Below are 24,254 nucleotides of genomic sequence, written 5' to 3'. Positions count from 1 at the left end.
GGTATTGCTGGTTTATTGCTGGAAATAAATTATCTTGTTATATATTAACTAAACTTATTATGAAGACTTTTGTAAGCAGTATATCTGGAAAGACATTTCCCATTACCAGTAAAGTGTTGGGATCTACATTAAGAACTTCTATTTTTGATCTTGTCAAGGAGGATTTTCCAGAATTTTCAAAAGAATCTCTCATTGCCTCTAGCGAACTGGATGGATATAAAGAAAAGTATATCTCAACAATCTTGAAAAATGAGTTGGGAGAGCTTACACGTTTAGATCAGCTGGTGATTGAGAGTATGAATAATAATCAGATGATTAGCGCATCTATTGACCAAGAGGAAGTTGCAGATTCTTTTGGGGAACGTATTGCAGATAGAGTTGCTGGGTTTGGAGGGAGCTGGACATTCATTTTATCCTTTTTAGGATTTTTAGTTTGTTGGATTGTGTTAAATATGTATTGGTTGAGTAACAAAGGATTTGACCCATATCCATTTATATTGCTCAATTTGTTGTTATCCTGTATTGCTGCTTTACAGGCTCCCGTTATTATGATGAGTCAAAACAGACAAGAGGATAAAGACCGTAAAAGAGCGCAGAATGATTATATGGTCAATCTTAAAGCAGAATTGGAAATACGTACTTTACATGAAAAGATAGATCATTTATTGATTCATAAAGAACAGGAGCTCATCGAGATGCAGCAGTTCCAGTTAGATATCATAAAAGATTTAATCAATAAAATAGATAAGTTGGAAAGAAGTAACAATGGTAAATAAAGAATTATTATTAAGAGAATTAACCTTTAAATTTGCACGCTCGGGTGGGGCAGGGGGACAAAATGTCAATAAAGTTTCAACTAAGGTCCTGTTACAATGGCCAGTTTTGGCCAGTACATGCGTTGATGAGGATATGAAGAGTCTCATTATGGAAACATTAAGTAACCGTATCAATAAAGATGGTATCTTTCAATTAGAATGTGATACAGATCGTTCTCAATTGAAAAACAAAGAAATTGCAATCGAACGATTTTTACATATTATCAAAACGACATTGACACCCGTAAAAGCACGGAAAAAAACAAAAATACCTTATCGGAAAGTTTTAGATAGGCTAGATAGAAAGGCGAAACAATCAGAAAAGAAAAGTAACCGACGTTGGAGTGCTGAATAGTGGCTATTAAAAAATCATTCAAGCTTAAAACTCAAATTTAAAATATAGCCACTTAGGCCTATGCTATTATATTCCTGTAAATATTGAAGGTAATTCTCCAGTATTTATAGGAATTTAATAAACCTAAATTACAGTTATCCCAAATGACTCTATTTAGCAATAGTCTCTTAGAATATGACAATGTAACTTTGTTGTTAATTTTAATCTGCTTTATATCAGTTTTTTATGATGTAAACTAAAAAACTAGTTTGATAACTAGGTTTTTAGTTTTATACTTGTTATATAATCGATTATCGGCAGACGTGCCATTTAAGAAATAGAGTTATGAACGAAATTAAAGAACTTACAAAAGCTGAAGAGCAAATCATGCATGAGCTTTGGGAAATGAATGGAGCCTTTGTTAAAGAAGTGATAGATCGTTTACCAGAACCCAAACCAGCTTACAATACAGTCTCGACCATAGTGCGGATTTTAGAAACCAAGGGTTTCTTAGTGCACGAATCTTATGGGAAAAGTCATCGTTATATCCCTAAGATTACAAAAGAAGAGTATAAGAAACTGATTACAGGGAAACTTTTAAATAATTATTTTGATAATTCAGCGAGCAGCATGTTATCTTATTTTCTTGAAGAAAATAAACTTGATCTCGGCGAAGTCAACGAATTATTAGAGATGATTGCCAAACAAAAGAAAATTTAACGACTTCAATCACTTAATACCTGAATTATGATAGCTTATCTGATTTTAGCAAACACAAGCCTTGTCATATGCTATTTACTTTATCATTTAGTCTTGAGAAAACTCACATTTTTCCAGGGGAATCGGATCTATTTATTGGTTGCTGTACTATTGTCTTTTACATTACCAGCAATACAATTTGTAGATCTATCAGAAATGGATTATAAGACTAAGTTAATTCCTGCTATTTCGCTGGAATTAGCAGAATTTAGTATACCTGAAATTGAAATCGTGGGTAAACAGCAATTTTGGCAATTGCATTCGAATGTTGAACTCGTTTATTGGGTCTCAATCATCGTTGCTACTTCGTTTTTACTAATTCGATTGTATAAGCTATACCGTAGGTTTCATAAAGCTGATGGCAGCGAATCATTTTCTTTTTTGAATTTTGTTTATATCGGTGAGGAAGTGAAAGAAAATGAAATCATCCACCGTCATGAATTAGTTCATGTACAGCAAGGGCATTCTTATGATATTCTTTTTTTAGAGATTGTTCGAGTTTTTAATTGGTTTAACCCTGTATTCTTTTTTTATATCAGAGAATTGAAATTTCAGCATGAATGTATTGCTGATCAACTTTGTGCTGCAAAAGATAAAGCATCTTATGCAGAATTATTAATTGCAAATGCGCTCCGGGTATCGACTGATGTGTTATCACATGGCTTTGCCAGAGAGTCCATTTTAAAAAAGAGAATTATGATGTTATTTCAAAATAAATCAAAGAAATCAAATCAGTGGAAATATATGTTGATTATTCCAATTGCTGGTTTAGTAGGTTTGGTGGGGCTCGTATTAAACAATACCGTTGACGCAAAAACTGAACTGATTGATAAAGTGATCGATGTGAAATTACCAGTAGTATCGGAGGCAGTAACTAAACTGATGGAGATTGAGGAACAAGGACCACAGCAGGAAAAGATTTTTAGTAATCCTGAAGTTTTACCAATACCTAAAGGAGGTATGCAGGCTTATATGAAATATGTAGGTCAGAATTTAATTTATACAAAGGAGATGACCGAAAATAATATTAATGGTATTCTTGAAGTCGTTTTTATTGTAGAAAAGGATGGTCGTATTACAAATGTTAAAACGAAAAAAGATTTGGGATATGGTTCAGCGAAGGTTGCTGAAGATGTAGTAAAAAATGGAAAAAAATGGCATCCGGGAATTCAGAATGGTAAATCTGTTCGAACAGCATTTACACTTCCGATAAAATTTGAGACAGTCCATTTTCCAGAGCCTAAAAAATCAAATAAGCAAGCTGCTGTTAAGAGACAGGCTACAAAATCTTCGGAGGATGTCGTTCGTTTCCCTCCACCGAAAGTAACGAAAGATGAAGTGCCACAAAAGAAACCTGTTAAATCGTCTCCTGATGAAGTTCGTTTTCCGGAACCCAAGAAACCAGCGGAAAATACGGTTATATTTTCAGCTGTTGAAGTTAAACCAGCGCCACCAAGGGGGATGCGTGATTTTATGAATTATGTGGGAGAAAATTACAATTTTCCAAAGGAGGCCTTAGAAAATAATATTAACGGTGTCGTAGAAGTATCATTCATCGTTGAAAAAGATGGTAGCCTATCTAACTTTGATATAAAAAGAGATTTAAAGTACGGAACTGGACAAGAGGCTGTGAATGTTTTGAAGAATTATCCTGAAAAATGGAAACCTGCGATACAAAATGGACAGCATGTAAGGGTTGCTTACACAATGCCTATCCGATTAAATACAGCTGCCCAATAATTAAATAACGTTTTATGCGATGGCGCTTTTTTTGAATAATGTTATGAAAGCTTTTTATATTTTATTTGGACTATTCTTATTAACCTCTTGTCGATCAGCTTATCAATTCACTCCAAAAGGTTTTATTGTTGATGGGGATGAGTATTTTGTTAATGTCGAACGAAATCTGTCTGTATATGTCGGTGATAATTTTTCAAATTATGATGAAAGGACGAAAACTGGACTGCAGACAGCTTATCTTTCACATGACGATCAGAAGATCATAAAGAAATTAGGCTATGATGCGACGAAGTATACTGTTTTGTTCAATGGAAAAAGTATCGGAGATACGACATTTAGATTGATCAGCTTAATCAATAATAAATCGGATGAGCGTTTTAAAAATACAAAAGAATTGTTGTCAAGAGATGGATTCGAAATTAAAAAGACAGCAGAAGGGAAATATTATTATCGAACTACGACCTTAAACAAACAAGTTATTTATCATGCTATGGTTCCCTTTAAGCAGCAATTGGGAAGAGAAGAGTATGTTAGTTTGATTTACATTATCCCTGAGAAGTACTTTAAGAATTTTGATCATATTGAAGATCTGGCGATATCAAATGCATCTATGTATAGGCAGCATTATATTTTTACGCCAAGCCGTACCGAAATTTTATGTCCTGATGATAGCAGTAGGGGGCATTTTGATTACCGTATTCCTGATCAATATATACAAAAGGAAAATTACACATTAATGAAGGGCTTTTCTGCGGATAGAGATGAAGGAAAAAAACAGTTGATTATTTACCGGCTTGTTCAACCAGGACAATCATATGGTTCGTTTGTTGTTTGCAAAGGTAATTATCAAATTGAATTAACAGATTTACGGCATAATGTGATTTGGAAAGATATAATAACAGTTGATAAAGACTTAGATAATTAATACCATATTGTAAAAATCAGCTTAAAGCTTTGAATTATGATTCCAAAGCTTTAAGCTGATTTTTTATGCGCTGCAATTCACTTTGTAATGCTTCCACTTTCTGAATGAGATGATGTGCTACCTCAATACCCGCAGGATTTACATCTAGCTCATAGTACCAGTCCGAAAATCTTTCCAGATCCCGAAGCTGTTCTTCTTCAATATATTTTTCTTCCTGTTGGATGATAATATGGAGAAGACCATACTCATTTAAAGTTTCTATAAAAGTAATCTCCGCTTTCCTTGAATAGCAGTAATCAGATAGTTTAATTAGGGTCCTTTCCATAGGATTATTTCTTTAAATCGGCCAACTGTTTGAATAGTTCTTTTTCTTTGTCGGTTAAATTGGTTGGTATCATCACGTTCATACTGACATACAGATCTCCAAATTCACCATCTTTTTTATAGACAGGAAAACCTTTTCCTTTTAACCTGACTTTGGCATTGTTTTGTGTTTCAGGTTGAATTTTAAGTTTTATTTTACCACCATATGTATCAATGATGGCTTCCCCGCCTAAAATAGCGGTATAAAGATCGATATCTAACGTTGTATAGAGGTCATTACCCTGACGTTTAAACTTTGGATCAGCAATGATGTGGAAAGTAATATAAAGATCTCCTTTTGGCCCTCCATTTACACCTTCACTACCAAGGCCTTTAAGTTTAATTTTCTGACCATCTTCTACACCCGCCTGTATGTTGATTCGGATGTTCTTACCATTAATCGTAAAAGTTTGTGCATGAGTCGTATAAGCCTGTTGTTGTGTTAACTCCAATTCAGCATTGAAATCTTGTCCACGAAAGTTATTTCTTCTTCCGCCCCCGGAGCGGTTACCAAACATTTGTTCGAAAAAATCTGAAAATTGTCCATCATCAAAATTTCCTGTATAGCCCTGCGAACCTCCGAAAGGATTTTCATTCGACTGTCGGTACTGCTGTTGAGACCGTTCATATTCCTCTCCTCGCTGCCAGTTTTCACCATATTGATCATATTTCTTACGTTTTTCCGGATCGGATAATACCTCATTGGCTTCATTGATCTCTTGAAACTTCTGTTTTGCAGCCTCATCATTAGGATTGAGGTCGGGATGATATTTGCGGGCTAATTTTCGATAAGCTTTTTTTACATCATCAACAGATGCCGTTTTGCTTATGCCAAGTACTTTATAGTAATCTTCAAATGCCATATTATTTTAGTTGCTATAGTTTCAACAATTGTGAAGCCTGTTTGTTTAATTTTTCAGTTTTGTTACTTTAAATTTATAAATATATCCTAACAAAAAGTACTGTCTTAAAGTAACCGTGTTTTGAAAATAGGTTGTATTGCCACTGGTACCCCAGTAGTTCTGTCTGTTTTGATTTAAGATGTCAAAACCCGTTAATTTGATCTGGGAATTATTTTTCAACGTGTAATAAATAGAAGAGTTTAGTATATGATAATTGTCTCTTCCACTTAGGCCACTTGCCCTATTCTCTAGTGAATAGGAGGTCTCTAAAGAAAAACCTTTTATAGGATTTACATTTAATCCTACGCCAACATTGTGTGTTCTATTAGCGGTAGCAATAAAATCAGGATTGTTTTTAACCGAATTCTTAGACTTGTTCCAGCTGTAGGTATATTTAGGCGTTAGGCCGATTAAATTCTTCCAAGTAATAGAAAATTCCTGTGTTAGATTGATGCCGAGGTTTGTTAATTTGTTGTCCACATCATTGATCGAAGAATAATATTGGTAGGTATATAAGCTACTGTTTTGAGATATATAAAATACCCAATCGTTACCAGCTTTAAAATTATATCTACCATATAAATAGCCATTATAATTAGTCGTTGATCCTGCTTGAAATGCCTGTATGGTATAATGTCCATTTGTCACATCACGCCAACTTCTATGACCCTCATTTTTATCTTTATAATTTACACCGGCACTAAATCCCATTTGGTATTTTTGTGTGTATTTATTGAATGAAAAGCGCGTACTTTGTTGCAGTTTATTCTCATAGAAAAAAGCTGACAGTCGCGTCATCAGAGGATTTAGTGTATCCCTAATACTTTGGATCTGATATGTTGCAGGTGATTCTAAATCTTTAGACCAAGAAAGATCAAAATCTTTATAGCGAATATTGATATTAGGTAGCCAGTAACCATTCGAAGTTGTTTTTCGTTCATTGATTTTGAATAAATCAAATTGATTATCCTTAACTGCATATGCTGTACCAAAGTTTACCGCTAATTTTTTGAAAGGTTTCCAGTAAAATTTCATGGCAGTCACATATTCCTGCGATTTAAAACTATAGCTGTTTTCAAACTGCTCACCATGGATAGTCCCTGTATTATCTCTGTTGTAGAATAAGCTTTGCGTAGGTCTGCTACTCGAAGTATTATAAGAAATATAGAAGTCAAAATTTAGTTTTTCGATACTGGTATTATTATACCCAGCAAAAGTTTTAATACTGCTGGATTTCTCTCGATTCGTTCTGTTTTCCCATAGACTAGTATTTGGGATCGGGTTCTGGAATATCTCTGTTAATTGATTGCCAATTTCTTCTGATTTATCATTTCTAATATTGATGGTATTTTTTAGAGATACAAGATGTTTCTTACTTAATTGTTTTTCAATGTGGAAATTATGATCGTAATTAATATTATACCCATCTGATGTGTTATTGCTTTTGCTGTTATTTATTTTTTTGTCTTCGGTATAGGTATTCATCCAGCTATCAGTTTTACCATCATTATTGGTAATTGAAAGCTTAGGTGTAAACTCGACGTATGCTGTTGTATCCATTCGGTGTCTGAAAAGCGTATTGATATTGTGCGCAAGCGACTTCCGATAGCTATTATATTCGTTTTCGCCAAATTGCTTAACATTATCATACAGCGAGGTTTGACTTCCTTGGTTTTGGCCTTCTTCATTTTTGTACTTTAACATGTACATGAGGTTTAGTTTTGTTTTCTTTCCCCAATCATTATTGAGGTTAAAGCCACCGGCAATATCATTTGCTTTGCCATTATAATTTCTGCCACCAAAGTCATTAAAACCATAATTTTCAGCTCTTCCTAATCCACCGTGTTGATTAAGTTCATTGTAATCAAAACTTTCTCGATTGATATTATTTCCGAATCCGATGAAACTCAATTGCAAAGTATCCTGAAAAGTATTGAACAGACCACCAGCTTCATAGCGGTCTCTAGTTCCGACACTGCCATATAATTTACCAAAACTTGCTTTCAGAAAATCTTTTTTGAATTTCAGATTGATGGTAATAGGTAATTTTTCTTCATCCTCCACTGTTTTTTTTGATTCGCCTTTATCGCGGTATACCTGTACCGTTTTAATTAAGGAAGCATCTAGATTGCGTGTAGCAATTCGCAGATCGCTGGCAAAAAAATCCTTACCATTTACTTTTACCTGAGAAACTTCTTTACCTTCATAATAAATAGTACCATCCATATTAATTTGTAGACCAGGCAACTGTTTTAAAAGTTCTTCAGCATTGGCGTTCGGTCTAGTCTTAAAAAAATCAGTGTTATATTCTAATGTATCTTTATTCATGCGCACAGGTGGTGCAACAGAAATGATGACCTCGTCCAATAGTTTTCCCCCCAGTTTAATCGAATCTAATTGCTTTTTTTCGTCAGGATTTAAAAGAATGTCCTGATGATAGTTGCTGCTATTGACGTGCGAGATATATAAGATCAGATTTTTATTTGCAGGCAGTTTAACGAGGTTGAATTCTCCTTTATCATTTGTCAGAGAATAGGAGAGTACCGAAGAATCCTGTTGCATAAGAATGGAAACTGTTGCTTTTTCAAGCGGTTTATTTGTATGATCAATAACAGTCCCTTTCAAACTTCCTGAGTTTTGGGAATAGGCAAAATTAATGCATAAAAATAGCAAGCTTAATACATATAGCTTCATAATTGACTTTTTAGGAATGGTTGGTTTATTGCTCGCTAAGATAATTACTTTTTTAGATATCGATTTTTAATTAACTTATTTTTAACACATTCACTTTGTTTTATGCTGAATGAAATTGTTTATCCGATTTAATCAGTTGGATCGGTTATCAAAATAGGAAGCAGTTTTACTCGTTTAATTAGGTGCAATAAGCACATAAAAAAAGTGGTTTCCTTATTCAGGAGAACCACTTTAAAAATCTTACGCAACTAATTTTTAATCCTTCTTGCTATCTACAGCGGGTTTTGTAGCACTATTGGCAACATCCCAAGCCGTTTGAAAAATAAATTTTTCTCTTTTGACCATAATCGGGAAATCTATTTTATCAACAGTATCTTCAGGCGTGTGATAATGCGGATGTAAACCTGAGAAGTAAAAAATTGAAGGAATACCTTTACTGGCAAAATTATAATGATCAGATCGGTAATAAAGACGCATTGGATCTTTTGGATTATCGTACATGAAGTCTAATTCCAGTTTGCTGAATTTATCATTTGCTTCCTTATTGATTCTTGCTAATTCAGAGCTTAATTTATCTGCTCCAATGGAATGTATATAGTTGTGATTTCCATTTAAATGCTTATCGTCAATGCGGCCTATCATATCAATATTGATACAAGTAACGGTATTTTCAAGAGGGAAAACCGGGTTTTCGGTATAATACTTAGAGCCCAATAAACCCTTTTCTTCTGCAGCATATGTGATAAACAAGATACTTCTCCGAGGACCTTTGCCCTCAGCTTTAGCCTGACTAAATGCTTTCGCTAACTCAAGAACAGCAGTAGTTCCTGAAGCATTATCATCAGCTCCAGGAAAGATAGTGCCATTTGAACTTTTGCCGTCGTGATCATAATGGCCACCTATAACAATTATTTCATCTTTCAGATCAGACCCTTCAAGCAAGCCCAGTACATTAGGATCCGTGAATTGTTCAGCCACCATACCCAATTGTGCATTAAAGCTTGTATTGATGGCAAAAGATTGAGGCTTTTGACTTTGATTGATTTTTGATGTAATATTTGCAAGACTTGTTTTTCCCTGATTCAGGATATAGTTAGCAACATGATCGGTGATATTGACAACAATAGGCATTGGATTAGTTTCAGGAGCTGTTTGATCCTGAGCTAAATTAAAACGTCCTTCGGTTGCACGATCTCCTGCACTTTCCAGCCATGTACCGAGATCCTCAGTGTATGCAAGAATAAGTTTAGGCTTATGTTTTAGCACCTCTCTAATCTTTTTATTGCGCACGGTGGACCATTCCGATAATTTTGTCGTTCCAGTGATCACAGAATTCCCTTTTGCATCAACAGGTTCTTTGTTATTGATCAGCATCACAATTTTGTCTTGCAAATCAATTCCTTGGATATCAGAATATTTGGGGTCATCAATACCGTAACCGATAAAAATAATCTCTTTATCGTCGATTGATTTCAACTCATTATTACCTAACGCCAGTAGATCTTGTCCATTGACAAAAGGACGGCCTCCAATTTTAAAGCTCTTAACCTGATAACTGTTTTTTAGTAAACTTACCGGTTGAAAATATTTACCTGCAACAGGTGGTGTTAATCCTAATTTTTTAAATTCATTTGCAATGTATTCAGTAGCCAAACGACCACCTTTTTGGCCTGTGCCACGTCCCTCAAGATCTGCAGATGCTAGGATAGTAAGATGCTTTCTGGAAGACTCTTCAGTAATCAGATCAGCATATTTTGCAGCTGGATTTTGTGCAACTGCACAGCTGTAAATGGACGAAATAAGACAAATTAAACTGAATAATTTTTTCATTGTTTTTTCATTTAGAACAAATAGAACAAAAAAAACGGAGAAAAAGTATATATATACCTTTTCTCCGTCTATTAAATTATGTTAAAGTTAACAACCACAGGCAATTTTACCAACACGTGTAGCATGTCTACCACCTTCAAAATCTGTCGTTACAAATGTTTTAACGATTGATTTTGCAAGATCAAGATCAATAAATCTTGCTGGAATACACACAATGTTAGCATCATTATGTTGACGTGCCAATGCTGCAATTTCTTCTAACCACGCTATTGAAGCGCGGATCCCTTGATGTTTGTTTGCTGTAATTGCCACACCATTTGCGCTACCGCATATCAATACACCTAATGTTGCTTTTTCTTCTTCCACTTCACTTGCAACCGGATGAGCATAATCTGGATAATCAACAGAATCCGTATTATATGGTCCGAAATCTTTTACTTCGTAACCTAATTCTTTTAATAAAGCTACGATAGCCGTTTTGTATTCAAAACCTGCATGGTCACTTCCTATTGCAATTGTCTTTACAGTACTCATTATATATTGTTTTTTTCTTGTGCTAATTTTTGTTTTTTAACTTTCGCTGATACTAAGATACTAATTTCGTATAAAAGGAACATTGGGGTAGCTACCGTCAACATGGTGATGACATCCGCTGTAGGAGTAATAATTGCTGCCACAACAAGGATAATAACCGTTGCATATCTTCTGCTTGCACGCATAAACTCTGGAGTCATAATACCTAATTTTGATAAGATAAAGATCAGAATTGGTAATAAGAACACAATACCACAGCCTAACGATAATGTAGCGATCGTTGAAAGGTAAGAGTCAATAGTAATCTGATTCGTAATTTCGATACTTAATGAAATATTGGCTAAGAAGTTAACAGATAACGGAACGACTACATAATAACCAAATAATACTCCTAATACAAACAATAGGGTAGCATAAAAAACAAATCCTCGAGCTGATCTTCGTTCAATATCTGTTAAAGCTGGTTTGATAAAAAGCCAGATTTCAAATAAGATGTAAGGAAAACCCAATAGTAAAGACATGAGCAAACAAGAGTTAATTTGCAACATAAACTGTCCAGCTAGTTCAGTATTGATAATATTGAAAGGAATATGTTCGACACAGAATCCATCGATATTAAACTTGTTACCAACAAGACACATCATTCTATATGTCCAGAAATTAAGACTTTTTGGCCCCATAATAATTTCGTTAAATACGAAATCATAGAAAGTGAATGATAAACCTGCGAAAATACAAATTGCAATCACCGAACGAACCAAATGCCATCTCAGTACTTCGAGATGATCAAAGAATGACATTTCTGCTTCTAAATTTTTTCCTTTATCTTTTATAGATTCGACTAGGCTTTTCCGTTCTGTAGTACTCATAAAAATTGTTTGTAAACAAAAATACCATTCTTATTGAAAAGAATGGTATTTTTTATCTATGTAAAGATAATTTTATTATACATTATCTTCTGAAAGGTCAAAAGTTTCCATAAACTTCGTAGTAAAGTTACCAGCTCTGAAGTTAGGATCACGCATTAAACGTAAATGAAGAGGTATTGTTGTTTTAATACCTTCGATAACAAATTCACTTAAAGCTCTTTCCATTGTTGAGATAGCTTCTTCACGTGTTTGCGCAACACAGATTACTTTAGCAATCATCGAATCGTAATATGGAGGAATCGTGTAACCCGCATATACATGTGTATCGATACGTACACCGTGACCACCTGGTGAATGGAAATTAGTAATTTTTCCTGGTGATGGGCGGAAGTTATTAAATGGATCTTCAGCATTGATACGGCATTCGATCGCGTGCATGGTCGGCTCGTAGTTTTTACCTGAAATAGGGATACCGGCAGCAACTTTGATTTGTTCTTTGATTAAATCAAAATTAATGACTTCCTCTGTTACTGGATGCTCAACCTGAATACGTGTATTCATTTCCATGAAGTAGAAGTTACGGTTTTTATCAACTAAAAACTCTACTGTACCAGCACCTTCATAGTTAACAGCTTTAGCACCTTTGATAGCCGCTTCGCCCATTTTCTGACGTAATTCTGGCGTAATAAAAGGTGAAGGAGCTTCTTCCAATAACTTTTGGTGACGACGTTGAATAGAACAGTCTCTTTCAGATAAGTGACATACGGTACCGTATTGATCACCCACTACCTGAATTTCGATGTGTCTTGGTTCTTCTACATATTTCTCCAGATACATACCGTCGTTACCGAAGGCTGCAGCAGATTCCTGACGTGCAGAATCCCAAGCATGTTCAAATTCCTCTTCTTTCCAAATAATGCGCATACCTTTACCGCCACCACCAGCCGTAGCCTTAATGATAACCGGGTATCCGATTTCTTTAGCAAGTTTAACACCTTCTTGCAATGAGCTCAAAAGACCATCAGAACCAGGTACCGTAGGCACGCCAGCTTGTTTCATTGTATCTTTTGCTTGTGATTTATCGCCCATTTTTTCAATCTGCTCTGCAGTGGGACCAATAAATTTGATGCCATACTGTGCACATATTGAAGAAAATCTCGCATTTTCTGCTAAGAAACCATATCCAGGATGAATCGCATCTGCATTTGTTAATTCTGCAGCTGAGATAATATTTGGGATGTTTAAGTAAGAATCTTTACTGGCAGGAGGACCGATACAAACAGCTTCATCCGCAAAACGAACGTGTAAACTATCTTTATCAGCTGTTGAATAAACAGCTACACTTTTGATACCCATTTCGCGACATGTGCGGATGATACGTAAAGCGATTTCTCCTCTATTAGCTATTAATATTTTTTTAAACATTGTATTTTCTGTAAGTTTTGAGGTATGAGTGCACAGTACCTGTGCGCTCATGTTGATCGACAATAAAAATATTGACGATTGTTTATCTAGGATCTACCAAGAATAATGGTTGATCGAACTCAACTGGTTGAGCATCTTCTACCAAGATTTTAACAATTTTACCTGAAACTTCAGATTCAATTTCATTGAATAATTTCATAGCTTCAATGATACACAATACATTACCTGTACTGATTTCGTCACCAGCATTTACAAATGATGGTTTACCTGGTCCCGCAGAACGGTAAAAAGTTCCGATCATTGGAGATTTAATCGTGATAAAATTAGCTTCTTCAGAAACTACTGCAGGAGCCGCCGCTACTGGAGCAACTGCAGTCGGTTGAGGAGCTGCAGCCACTGGTGCTGCTGCAACTGGAACCGAAGCGGTTACATATGTAGGCTCCTGATTTGTTTTTATCGTAATTTTGAAATCTTTTTCTTCGATTGCTACTTCATTCACACCTGATTTTGAAACGAATTTAATCAAGTCTTGAATTTGTTTAATGTCCATACCCATAGTTATGCAGGTTAAATATTTTAGTGTTAATTTTTAAAATTCTTAAAACAGCCTTCAAAGCTACAAAATAATATTTGTACTTAGTAAGCCCATTTTAAGTATACAGATCCCCAAGTAAATCCACCGCCAAAAGCTGCTAAAATCAGGTTATCACCTTTTTTCAGTTTACTTTCCCATTCCCATAAACATAAAGGAATAGTGGCACTTGTGGTGTTACCATATTTCTGAATATTAATCATTACTTTTTCTTCCGGTAATCCAGCACGTTCTGCTGTTGCATCGATAATACGTTTATTTGCTTGATGGGGTACCAAATAAGCAATATCCGAAGCTTGAAGATTATTTTTCTCCATAATCTCGGCTGCTACATTAGCCATATTGGTAACAGCAAATTTAAATACCGTTTTTCCTTCTTGATAAGCATAGTGTAAACCTGCGTCCACAGTTGCATGGGAAGCCGGATTTAGAGAACCGCCACCTTTGATATTTAAATATTGACCACCTGAACCATCCGTTTTCAAGATTGCATCTTGAATACCATTGCCATCAGTGTTAGGTTCCAGTAGGACTACACCACAACCATCTCCAAATAAAATACACGTATTACGATCTTGATAGTTGACTACTGAAGACATTTTATCGGCACCGACAACCAATACTTTTGTATGTTTACCTGATTCAATAAATTGGACACCAGTTGTCAAGCCAAAAAGAAAACCTGAACATGCCGCTTGTAAATCATATCCCCAAGCATTTGTAGCCCCAATTTTATCGGCTAAGATATTAGCTGTGGCAGGAAAAAGCATATCTGGAGTACTTGTACAGAAGATGATCAAATCAATATCTTTTGCAGTAATTCCTCTTTTTTCTAATAATTGTTGCACCGCAGGTACAGCAAGGTCTGAAGTAGCTTTACCTTCTCCTTTTAAGATTCTACGTTCTTTGATACCTGTACGAGATACAATCCACTCGTCATTGGTTTCAACCATAGTTTCCAGCTCTTTATTTGTGAGGATATAATCAGGTACATATCCACCAACTGCTGTAATCGCAGCATGAATTTTTGACATAAAATTTAATTAAAAGCAGATCTGATTTTGTCAATAAAATCTGACTGGATCATATCTCTAGATTGTAAAACCATATTTTTAATAGCCTGAGGAGTTGATATTCCATGGCCTATTATAACAGGAGCATTAACTCCTAAAACAGGACTACCTCCATACTGCTCGTAGTTGAATCGGTCGAAGAACTCATCTTTAAGTCCTTTTTTCAATGTTACTACGTAAAATGATTCTGCTAGCTTTAAAACAACATTCCCTGTAAAACCATCACAAACATACACGTCGGCAATATCTGAAAACAGATCACGGCCTTCGGCATTTCCGATGAAATTAATGCGTTCGTTATTTTTTAAAAGGGGATAGGTGGTTGTGGTTAGGATATTTCCTTTTTCTTCTTCTTCACCGATATTTAATAAACCAACCTTCGGAGAAGAAATACCAAACATATGTTGCGAATACAAACTTCCCAAAATCGCAAATTGATTGAGCATCTCGGGTTTACAGTCTGCATTAGCTCCGACATCAAGGAGTAGTCCAAAACCGGATTTCAGTTTGGGTACAATTGTCGTTATAGCAGGTCTTAGTACGCCAGGTACCGTTTTTACACTAAAAATAGATCCGACAAGCATTGCTCCGGTGTTACCAGCAGAAGCAAAAGAATCAATTTCACCGTTTTTTAGTAATTCAAAGCCTTTGGCTATACTAGAGTTGGGTTTTTGTGTAATCGCTTTAGTAGGGTGTTCACCCATACTAATGTTTTCAGGTGCATGTATATATTCAAAGTCCGAAGGATTACCCCCAGCTTTTTCAATAAGCGATTTAGTCTCCTCCTCATCACCAAAAAGAACAAGTTTTTGATCTCCCGTCAAGAGTTGTTGAGCTTCTATCGCACCTAATATTGTTGCATTAGGGGCATAATCGCCACCTAAAATATCTAAACCAATCTTCATTCGTGATTATTTTTCAAGTCAATAATACGCAAAAAACATCCCAAATTAAAGTATAATCTGAAAATTATACTCGTTTTGGGATGTTTTATGTTTTGAAAGATCTAAGTTAGACAACAGCCGTATTTTCAATGATCAATTTACCGTTGTAGTACAAATTACCATCTACAGTGTATGCACGGTGTGGTAAATGAACTGCACCAGTTTCTTTACAAATGCTTAAGCTAGGTCTGTCTGCTTTATAATGTGTTCTTCTCTTGTCTCTTCTTGATTTAGAAGTCTTACGCTTTGGATGTGCCATCTCGTATTTCTGTTTTAGTTATTTTTAATATTTCTTAATGCGGCCCAACGTGGGTCAATGTTCTCTTCTTTTACTTGCTCTTCTTTCTGTTGCTCAGTTGATATATGCGCTAACATAATCGGATCACAGGTAATATCTTTTCCTTGATCACTACATTTAGCAAATAAAGGAACTGCCAAATTGATATATTCATATAGCAATTCAGTCAGGTCTAGCTCGTGATCGCTTTTGGATAAAACCAATACTTCTTCCGTATTATCAGTCCAGTCCTCAGCGGTGAATTTAACCAATATCCGCTCTTTTACTGTAATAGGCGATGGAAATTCGCTTAAACAAACATCACAAGTCAATCCGATATCTCCAACAATTGTAAAATTTAAAATAAGCAGATTTTCTTGCTTCTGTAATTCAACATTTGCTGTTAGATGACCATCTTTAACAATGGAATGCTCAAAACAATCAAAGAACTTTTTATCGATCTCAAACTCAAAATTGTGCTTCCCTGCATTTAGCCCCGAAAACGGTATTTTGTATTGTATTAGATGTTTCACAATCTTGCATTTGAGCCTGCAAAGGTATGTATAAATAAGTTAGCATTGAAATTTTTTTTTAAAATATATTTCAATTCCTACTTCATTTATATGCCTTATAGCAAGCGGTTATTCATAATAATTTTTACCTAATTCTATTTTTTCCCGACCGTTTTCCATTCGCCAACGGTTGGTATCCCGTAAAGAGTAAGCGCATCCGCAATATTCTTGCATGTAGAACTTTTCTTTTTTAGATATTTCTAACATGCGGATAGCACCACCTTTTTTTCTCCAGTTGAATGTCCAATAGTCCATTCCCTCAAAGCGGGAGGCAGCACGTACACCACAATCATTGATTTGATCCATGTTTTTCCACCTTGAGATTCCTAAAGAACTTGATATAACATCAAATCCATTCGCAGCAGCATATTCTGCTGTTTTCTCAAAGCGCATGTCAAAGCACATCGTACAACGAATACCCTTCTCAGGTTCGTTTTCCATTCCCTTTGCCAAGTCGAACCAATGATCTACGTCATAGTCGGCATCAATAAAAGGAATATTATGTTTTTCTGCAAAACGGATATTCTCCTCTTTTCGTAAATCGTATTCTTTACGAGGATGAATGTTTGGATTGTAGAAATAGATTGTGAATTTGATATCCGAGCTGATCAAAGCCTCCATTACTTCACCAGCACAAGGTGCACAACACGAATGTAAAAGCAGATTTTTGCCTTCGTTAGGTAATGTTAACTTTTCTCTGATGAACTCCTTCTCTTCCATTGCTATTTTACTGATAAAAGTTTGGCAATTTTACTCAAAAAGTACTGAACTAGCAAATATTTGATAAACAGAATTTATTGTACCCTCGCCAATCTCTCTTTTTTTATCTTTATATTGGATCATATTTGTAGATTTGTACCTATATCAGATTAAAAATGAAATCACTAACAACGTATATAACTTTACTTTTATTGGCTATTGTAACATGCTTGACTTCATGTGTACGAGAGGATGATGAGCCAGCATTGGCAAAGGTCGCAATCTCGAGGCTGTATGTTTCTTTTTCCGACTATCAATTGGATGAGGGGCAGACACCTTATAACAATATTGATATTATTGATCCTGCTGACTCATTAACGCATTTTGAACCTTCTTTGTCGTATAATTCAAGTACAAAAGGTGGTGCCGCAATATTATTTAATCCAATTGCGGAGTATATTTTTCAAAGCAGTGCTAATGAGGGTGGTATTGTAAAAGATACAAGCATTCAGGTAATGACAGTAAATCCTTTAACAGGGGCTCCCTCATCTAATGGTTTAATTTCAAATGGATTGTTAACCCGTGTCAGAGGATTAGCCTACCATTATAATAAGGGTTCGGAAAATTTATATGTAGCAGATCTTGGTGAAGGTACTAGACCTCCGAGTATCTATCTGTTTCAACGACCAGGAAGTTACAGAGGAAAAGCAAAAAGAAATCAACAGATATCCCTAGGGAAATTAGTCCCATGGACAATGGCTTTTAAAAACGCCGAAGATAATTCAGATTTATATGTCGCTGTCAATGGAGAAAAGAAAGGTCTTGCGATATTTAAGGATATCTTAAGAAAAAATCAACCCGCAGATTCAGTTTTGAGTGAGACAGCATTTCCACCAAAAGCTGTTCTAACTATAGCAGACCAAGGTGAAATCAGAGGATTTAGTTATTCCGCCCGTCAGGACTTACTTGCTTTTGCTAGTTATACCTCTACAGGCGGTACTAATGTCGGAAGAATTTTATTATTTGAAGGAGCAGGAGCATTATTAGCCAGTTCAGGAGACCGCGCTATTCAACCAACACGTATCATTACAGGTGCTTTAACAGGATTAAAAAGACCGCTGGATGTTGCGATTGACAATCGTGATGGAGCAAAATATTTGTATGTCGCCGATGCTGATACTAAGATCGTTTCTCGTTTTTTGATTACCGATAAAGATAATGTGGAACCCAACAAGAAAAAACAATATACCTTAACACCTGTTGCACTATCTTTAGATGCAAGGGGGCCAAGTGAGATCGATTAAGATTATATTATTCCTCTAAGAGTTTAAAGAGTATTTCGATTTCTTGTTTCTTACCAACACTTTCATTTTGTTCGTAAGCTGTAACAAGATTACGCAATACTCTTTTTAGTATCGTCACATTGTCACAGGGTAGCATAAATTCTTTTGAGAGCGGGAGGTTCAGTTGTTTTAAGAATGAAATAACATCTGCTTTTTGCATCACTTGACCTTTATTAAACGCATTTAGATAGAACAATAAATGATCTGCATTCTGATCCTCATCTAGATAAGATAAAATAAAATGCTTTGGAAGATTAATGCCGAAGATCGGGATATCCAGTTTTTGAGCAACGATACTATAGATACATGAAAGGGTCAGGGGATTTCCCTTTTTTGTTTCCAGAACCCTACCGATAAACGAATTCTGCGGATTATGATAATCATTTGTATTTCCGGAAAGACCAAATTTATCAAATAGAACATAATTCATCAGTGACACTTTTTCGTAGGGTGTCATTTCATACCGCAACTCCATCCATATATCGCGCTTTAGCTCTTCTAAGCTCATTCGTATGAGGTTATTGTCGTAAGAAGGGTATTGATAGCTGTTGATGATGATAAGGCCCTCTAAGAGGTTAAATGAGTTGCTCATCTTCCAGATCAGAAGTTCACTTTTAATTTGATCAAACTGTATTGCATGGATTATTTTCTCCAGGCGTTCTTGTATGAAGGGATCAAAAGCAGACTCCCAATACTCCTCTAAAGAAGGTATGATCTCGGGTCCTAAACTCAATAATTTATTTTCGATTTCTTCAGAAATCAATTGATCCGGATCATCGAGTAAAGTAACCAAAGCATGTAATTCTTTTTCATCCATATACAAATTTAACAAAAATCCCCGCGATATGCCAAATGAAGCATATGCAGGGATATATCTAGGTATATGGTTATAGAGTTACTTTAATTGACCATCCAGCATGTGGACCGTTCTTTTTCCGTAAGTGGCGTTTTTGTCCGAGTGGGTCACCTGTATAATCGTGACACCTTCCGTGTTGAGCTGTTGAAACAATTCCATGATTTCTTCTCCTTGTTTAGAATTCAGGTTTCCCGTTGGCTCATCAGCCAATAGCAGCGACGGAGAACCGGCTAAAGCTCTTGCAATCCCTACAATCTGCTGTTGACCGCCCGATAGCTGTGAAGGAAACAGATCTTTTTTACCGACAATGTTAAAACGGTCCAATAGATCACTGACAATGGACTTACGCTCCGACGAAGATTTATTCTTATAGATCAATGGGGTTTCAATGTTTTCATACACAGTCATTTCATCAAGCAGATGATAAGATTGAAAGACATAGCCCATGTGGGACTGAAAAAGCTGTGTTCTTTTTTTCGGCTTTAGCTCCAACACATTTTCACCTTGAAATAGGTATTCACCCTCATCGGGTTCATCAAGCATTCCAATGATGTTTAATAGTGTTGATTTTCCAGATCCAGAAGGTCCCATGATCGAAATAAAATCCCCCTCTTCAATATTTAGACTGACATCTTTTAGTACAAATGAACGTGTACTTCCAACATTATACCATTTAAATAAGTGTTTTAACTGTATCATTTTATCTATTTTTGTTGGTTATTTTAACTGTATGTAATATATAATTTTTAAACTGTTGTTATCCTAATTTACTCATTTCTCAGACTATCTATCGGATTAACTTTTGCTGCACGTATAGTCTGATAGCTGATCGAAACGCAGATGATGATGAAAATTATCATGATTGCAATTAGAAAATACCACCACTGCAAGTCAATGCGGTAAGCAAAATTGTCCAACCATCTATTGAGTATGAAGTAAGTCAGAGGAAGAGAGATTAGAGTAGCAGTTAAAAACAGTTGGAAAAACGGTTTGTTAAGTTGCATGAAAATAGATTGTACAGAAGCACCTAATACTTTACGTACACTCATTTCTTTTTTACGAATTGTTACTTGATAAGCGGCCATACTAAAAAGACCAAGAGCCGCAATAATAACTGCTAAAAATGTAAAGCTATTGAAAGCAGTCTGCATCTCCTGTTGTTTTTTATGCAACAAAGCATATTGTTGATCCATAAAAGCATATTCCAGAGGCAATGATTTTGTTGATGAATTTTGTTGCCATTCTTTTTTTACAGTTTCGATAGCTTGTGCTGCTTTTCCTTGAGCAGCTTTTACAATTAATGTTGCCTGGGGTCTTGCAGATCCACATTCATTTTTATAAGAATAGACCGTTGGCTTCACGACATTTTCAAAACCATAAGCTTTACTATCTTTTACCACAGCGATAATTTCAAAATTGACATCACAACCGGCTAACTTAGCTCCGATAGGTTGTCCTAGATCTAATGCCATAGCCGCCGATTCATTGATAACTACATAATGCGAAGTAGAATCTTGTAGCAATTGCTTGATTGACGTGGGAATATTTCCCTTTAATACCGCTATATTCAGTGTGCTGAAATAGCTTTTATCGATCCCGACGTGATCGAATTCCAATTGTTTTTGGTTATGAGAAAACTGTTTTTTGGGAGGAAGCTCCCCATCTCCAGGCATATTTGTTGCAGAAGCTACCGATAAAATACTGGGATCTTGTTGCAGTCGTTCCTTAAGATTGTAGTATGTACCATTTAATGTGCCATCATAATACATTCCTAAGCCCTTATATGTAATAACCTGTGCCGGTTCAAATCCTTTATCTGTGGTTTGAATATACCGGATCTGCTCATGTATAATGAGCATCCCTGTCATAAATAGTAAAGCAATACCAATTTGAAAAACCAGTAAACCATTACGGAGTGTATTTTTTCGTTGCGTCTTACCAAGTCCGCCCCTCAATAAACTAACAGATTTGAATCCCGAAAGTACGAAGGCTGGGTAAATCCCGGATAGACAGGTTGTGCCAATTACACCTAGAAAAAGATACATTACCGTATCTTGATTTAAAATGTACTGTTTGAGGTCATCATTGAACCACTTTTGCAATACATTTCCGGTAATACTTAGCATAAAAAAACTAAACACAGCTGCAGTTAATGTCAAAATAAAGACTTCCAAAAGTAATTGACGAATGATTGTCCAGCGCGAGCTTCCCAGTATTTTCTTTAATGCTAACTCTTTAATACGTTTGTCAGCTTGCGCCATGATCATGTTGGCAAAATTTGCTGATGCTAATACAAGTATAATAATCGATACGATGCCAATTATCCATAACATGAGATAAGGCGTATTACTTCCATTTTTTGGTCTTAAATGTAGATTGGATAAGGGATCTAAATAAATTTTTCCTTGCGATAAAGCTGCTGTTTGAGATAGAGGAACAATTTTATCGTGGTAGAGTTTGTCTATTTTACGGGCCAGAACATCGATATTAGTTCCAGGCTTTACTTGAATGTATGTTTGATATGAAAATGGAATTTCTCCTGCAAATAAATCCTCAGGTTCTTTTATAAAGAGTAAGTCATGGTCAATCAGGGATAAACCATTATTCTTACTAATTCCATAAATACGTTCATGTTGATCTAATAGTAAACTAAGCACTGGAACAGACTTAGGGGTGTCAAAATTTAAATCCCCCTTTTTGAAAATTTTCTCAGCGATACCTTGCTTTACTAGAGTGGCCTCATTTTGAATTTTACTCTTATAAAGGTTCCCGGTCTTACTTTCAATTTGAAAAATATGTGCCGCAGAAGAATCTATTACCGCCGCATCTTTAATTAATACCGTATTTTCTCCGAAAAGTGGATAAGTACCAAAACTATAAATTATTTTTCTGCCGGCAGTTTCTATTTCGGGTAAACTTCTTTTCAATAAGGGCGCAAGCATGGCATTTGTTGCATCTGTAAATTCTTCTGAAGAGGTCAGTCCAACCTGATAGATCCGATCATAATTGGGGTTCCATTTATCATAGCTTGTTTCTCTATTGATGTATTGGTACGACAGGATAAAACCTGTAAATCCCAACATCAGTCCGAATACGTTCAACAATGAAAAGAACTTATTTTTCAATAGGCTTCGCCATGCAATTTTGATTTCGTTTAAGATCATATGTCGCCTGTTTAGTTCGTTGTTAAAAATGAAATGTATGAAGTCATTACAAAAGCGGAAGATGCAATTGCGTTGCCATTTTGGTTTGTGTTTGATTATCAGTGTGTTGTTCTGTATTTAATTTATATTACTGTTCGATATCGAACAGTAACCGTTCAGTATTGGACAAGAAATCCTCATCATTTGTTAATCGCAGAATATTAAACAAATTATGCATAGTCAGTTAGACAGTGCTAATGCGTGATTAGGATGGAAATAGGGGAGGCGGGAAATTTCAATTTGCAGGGGGACTTCATAAGAGACGTCAGTAATTTTTCGCTTGCTTCGTTAGAAAAGCAAGCGAAAAATTCAATACTCTTTTTTATTATACTCAGATTATTAACATGTGATCTATTGACTTTTATATGTTAAAGATCTGGTATAGATTTAGTTAATAGAAATCTAGCGATACAGAACCTGAAGAAGTACGGGCATCTATTTTTTTTCCACCTCCATTAATTGCACCCTGAGCCAAAGATTTATTAGATCTGCCAGAAAAATTTTGAGCGGACGGAAGATTGACCCGTGAACCTTTTAGGTCGACGTTATATTTTCCTTCTGGTACTTTAATCTTCACGCTACCACCAGATGTAGCTAATGTAATGTCATCCGACATACGCTTCATATCCATAGTAATACTTCCGCCACTTGTATGTGCATCAACTAATCCTTCTACATTCTTACCATTAATTGATCCGCCACTTGTAGCAATACGGATATTACCAGAACAATTATCCAGATTTATAGATCCTCCAGAAGTGTTGAGCTGTATATCGCCCTGACTGTTGCTAGCAGTGATACTGCCACCTGAAGTCTTACCTGAAATATTTCCTGCTAACGATTTAATTTGTAAACTACCACCCGAAGTTCGGAATGTTTGCTTGCCATTTAGTGCATTCAGCTGTATACTACCTCCTGAAGTGCTCAGATTACTGTTGACAGACTCAGGAACTGTTACATAAAAAGCAACAGAAACCGAACTGTTACCATTGTTTCCTTTTTTACGTTTAGCAGATGCGGTCAATTTTCCACTTTCTAACTGGATGACAACGTCATACTCTTCATGCAATAATTTTTCTAAATCCGCTGATGAATTGAGTAAGTTTCCGTTGCGAGACACCCAGACTTCAACCGAACCAGGTTGGTTATTAGACCCGGTTACTTTTATTGCCCCGGCCGATGTGCTGACTTCGAGATCTTTAATTTTGCTGTTCTGAAAAGTTTCTTTCCGTACCATTTTTTGACCAAAAGAAACCTGTACCAACAATAGTAATAATGTGGTTTGAATAAATCTTTTCATATTCGTGTTTTTATTAAGATATTAATTGGCGTACCTTATTAAGATACAATCACAATGTATTCACTATAACATACAATCATTTTGCCATTCTCCTTATCAATTAGTAGTCAGTGATTTGTTATTTTTATTTTAAGAATTACCTGTTCGCTATTGAACAGTTTACGTTCGGTTTTGAACAATAATGAATCTCAATCCCACAACAAAT

The 24,254-nt window shown here is 35.6% G+C and carries 23 protein-coding genes; 6 read left to right on the top strand and 17 right to left on the bottom strand.

Features of this window, described 5'->3' with window-relative positions:
- The first annotated feature begins 59 nt into the window (after positions 1 to 59).
- The 5 genes from FHR29_RS17080 to FHR29_RS17060 all read left to right on the top strand — a co-directional run bounded on the left by FHR29_RS17080 (position 60) and on the right by FHR29_RS17060 (position 4,573).
- The gene (locus FHR29_RS17080; protein ID WP_031287875.1) at positions 60 to 776 is read left to right on the top strand and encodes a DUF1003 domain-containing protein; all 717 of its coding nucleotides are present in this window, start codon (positions 60 to 62) and stop codon (positions 774 to 776) included.
- Positions 766 to 1,170 carry an alternative ribosome rescue aminoacyl-tRNA hydrolase ArfB gene (gene arfB, locus FHR29_RS17075; RefSeq protein WP_021189332.1) on the top strand — a complete coding sequence of 135 codons (405 nt, stop codon included), beginning with the start codon at positions 766 to 768 and terminating at the stop codon, positions 1,168 to 1,170. Before FHR29_RS17080 ends, arfB begins: the two co-directional genes overlap by 11 nt.
- A 324-nt stretch (positions 1,171 to 1,494) precedes the next feature.
- A complete protein-coding gene (locus FHR29_RS17070) occupies positions 1,495 to 1,869 on the top strand; it encodes a BlaI/MecI/CopY family transcriptional regulator (protein ID WP_183915961.1) in 375 nt (124 codons plus the stop codon).
- Between the two features lie 93 nt (positions 1,870 to 1,962).
- On the top strand, positions 1,963 to 3,648 hold the full coding sequence (locus FHR29_RS17065; protein ID WP_183915959.1) for an energy transducer TonB: 1,686 nt from the start codon (positions 1,963 to 1,965) through the stop codon (positions 3,646 to 3,648).
- A gap of 43 nt (positions 3,649 to 3,691) precedes the next feature.
- The gene (locus FHR29_RS17060) at positions 3,692 to 4,573 is read left to right on the top strand and encodes a hypothetical protein (RefSeq protein ID WP_183915957.1); all 882 of its coding nucleotides are present in this window, start codon (positions 3,692 to 3,694) and stop codon (positions 4,571 to 4,573) included.
- Positions 4,574 to 4,607: 34 nt separating this feature from the next.
- On the opposite strand, the gene FHR29_RS17055 is transcribed toward FHR29_RS17060, so the two are convergent.
- The 13 genes from FHR29_RS17055 to FHR29_RS16995 form a co-directional block, all read right to left on the bottom strand.
- The gene (locus tag FHR29_RS17055) at positions 4,608 to 4,898 is read right to left on the bottom strand and encodes a chaperone modulator CbpM (RefSeq protein ID WP_132773437.1); all 291 of its coding nucleotides are present in this window, start codon (positions 4,896 to 4,898) and stop codon (positions 4,608 to 4,610) included.
- A 4-nt stretch (positions 4,899 to 4,902) separates the two neighbouring features.
- Positions 4,903 to 5,799 carry a DnaJ C-terminal domain-containing protein gene (locus FHR29_RS17050; protein WP_132843720.1) on the bottom strand — a complete coding sequence of 299 codons (897 nt, stop codon included), beginning with the start codon at positions 5,797 to 5,799 and terminating at the stop codon, positions 4,903 to 4,905.
- 45 nt (positions 5,800 to 5,844) lie between these two features.
- Positions 5,845 to 8,532, bottom strand: a complete 2,688-nt coding sequence (locus tag FHR29_RS17045; RefSeq protein ID WP_183915955.1) for a carboxypeptidase-like regulatory domain-containing protein — start codon at positions 8,530 to 8,532, stop codon at positions 5,845 to 5,847.
- 255 nt (positions 8,533 to 8,787) lie between these two features.
- Positions 8,788 to 10,362, bottom strand: coding sequence for a M28 family peptidase (locus FHR29_RS17040; RefSeq protein WP_183915954.1), 1,575 nt, complete (start codon positions 10,360 to 10,362; stop codon positions 8,788 to 8,790).
- A gap of 87 nt (positions 10,363 to 10,449) precedes the next feature.
- Entirely contained in the window at positions 10,450 to 10,896 is a 447-nt protein-coding gene (rpiB, locus tag FHR29_RS17035; RefSeq protein ID WP_021192041.1) for a ribose 5-phosphate isomerase B, read from the bottom strand.
- On the bottom strand, positions 10,896 to 11,765 hold the full coding sequence (gene tatC / locus FHR29_RS17030; protein WP_021192040.1) for a twin-arginine translocase subunit TatC: 870 nt from the start codon (positions 11,763 to 11,765) through the stop codon (positions 10,896 to 10,898). The genes rpiB and tatC overlap by 1 nt, the downstream gene beginning before the upstream one ends.
- Before the next feature lie 75 nt (positions 11,766 to 11,840).
- Positions 11,841 to 13,190: an acetyl-CoA carboxylase biotin carboxylase subunit gene (gene accC, locus FHR29_RS17025; protein WP_031289467.1), complete on the bottom strand. Its 1,350-nt coding sequence runs from the start codon at positions 13,188 to 13,190 to the stop codon at positions 11,841 to 11,843.
- A gap of 82 nt (positions 13,191 to 13,272) precedes the next feature.
- Positions 13,273 to 13,746: an acetyl-CoA carboxylase biotin carboxyl carrier protein gene (accB, locus tag FHR29_RS17020; protein WP_183915952.1), complete on the bottom strand. Its 474-nt coding sequence runs from the start codon at positions 13,744 to 13,746 to the stop codon at positions 13,273 to 13,275.
- An 80-nt stretch (positions 13,747 to 13,826) separates the two neighbouring features.
- On the bottom strand, positions 13,827 to 14,816 hold the full coding sequence (locus FHR29_RS17015) for a beta-ketoacyl-ACP synthase III (RefSeq protein WP_021192037.1): 990 nt from the start codon (positions 14,814 to 14,816) through the stop codon (positions 13,827 to 13,829).
- A 5-nt stretch (positions 14,817 to 14,821) separates the two neighbouring features.
- Entirely contained in the window at positions 14,822 to 15,760 is a 939-nt protein-coding gene (gene plsX, locus FHR29_RS17010) for a phosphate acyltransferase PlsX (protein WP_021192036.1), read from the bottom strand.
- A gap of 106 nt (positions 15,761 to 15,866) precedes the next feature.
- Positions 15,867 to 16,058, bottom strand: coding sequence for a 50S ribosomal protein L32 (rpmF, locus tag FHR29_RS17005; protein ID WP_021192035.1), 192 nt, complete (start codon positions 16,056 to 16,058; stop codon positions 15,867 to 15,869).
- A 14-nt stretch (positions 16,059 to 16,072) separates the two neighbouring features.
- Positions 16,073 to 16,609: a DUF177 domain-containing protein gene (locus tag FHR29_RS17000; protein ID WP_132843715.1), complete on the bottom strand. Its 537-nt coding sequence runs from the start codon at positions 16,607 to 16,609 to the stop codon at positions 16,073 to 16,075.
- Between the two features lie 108 nt (positions 16,610 to 16,717).
- Positions 16,718 to 17,368: an epoxyqueuosine reductase QueH gene (locus tag FHR29_RS16995; protein WP_021192033.1), complete on the bottom strand. Its 651-nt coding sequence runs from the start codon at positions 17,366 to 17,368 to the stop codon at positions 16,718 to 16,720.
- Positions 17,369 to 17,523: 155 nt separating this feature from the next.
- On the opposite strand from FHR29_RS16995, the gene FHR29_RS16990 reads away from it, so the two are divergent.
- A complete protein-coding gene (locus FHR29_RS16990) occupies positions 17,524 to 18,651 on the top strand; it encodes a hypothetical protein (RefSeq protein ID WP_183915950.1) in 1,128 nt (375 codons plus the stop codon).
- A 7-nt stretch (positions 18,652 to 18,658) separates the two neighbouring features.
- Here FHR29_RS16990 and FHR29_RS16985 read toward each other — a convergent pair whose 3' ends face one another.
- From FHR29_RS16985 to FHR29_RS16970, 4 genes are all read right to left on the bottom strand, one after another.
- A complete protein-coding gene (locus FHR29_RS16985) occupies positions 18,659 to 19,507 on the bottom strand; it encodes a transglutaminase-like domain-containing protein (protein WP_132843711.1) in 849 nt (282 codons plus the stop codon).
- A 78-nt stretch (positions 19,508 to 19,585) separates the two neighbouring features.
- Positions 19,586 to 20,245 (bottom strand): ABC transporter ATP-binding protein, encoded by a 660-nt coding sequence (locus FHR29_RS16980; protein ID WP_132773453.1) that lies wholly within the window; start codon positions 20,243 to 20,245, stop codon positions 19,586 to 19,588.
- A gap of 68 nt (positions 20,246 to 20,313) precedes the next feature.
- Positions 20,314 to 22,710 carry an FtsX-like permease family protein gene (locus tag FHR29_RS16975; protein WP_183915948.1) on the bottom strand — a complete coding sequence of 799 codons (2,397 nt, stop codon included), beginning with the start codon at positions 22,708 to 22,710 and terminating at the stop codon, positions 20,314 to 20,316.
- 430 nt (positions 22,711 to 23,140) lie between these two features.
- Entirely contained in the window at positions 23,141 to 24,049 is a 909-nt protein-coding gene (locus FHR29_RS16970) for a DUF4097 family beta strand repeat-containing protein (protein WP_183915946.1), read from the bottom strand.
- Positions 24,050 to 24,254 lie beyond the last annotated feature (205 nt).

Source organism: Sphingobacterium sp. JUb56 (assembly GCF_014191365.1).
Classification (GTDB): Bacteria; Bacteroidota; Bacteroidia; order Sphingobacteriales; family Sphingobacteriaceae; genus Sphingobacterium; species Sphingobacterium anhuiense.
Note: the sequence above shows the minus strand (reverse complement) of the source record. Positions and strands in the feature narration are given on the sequence as shown.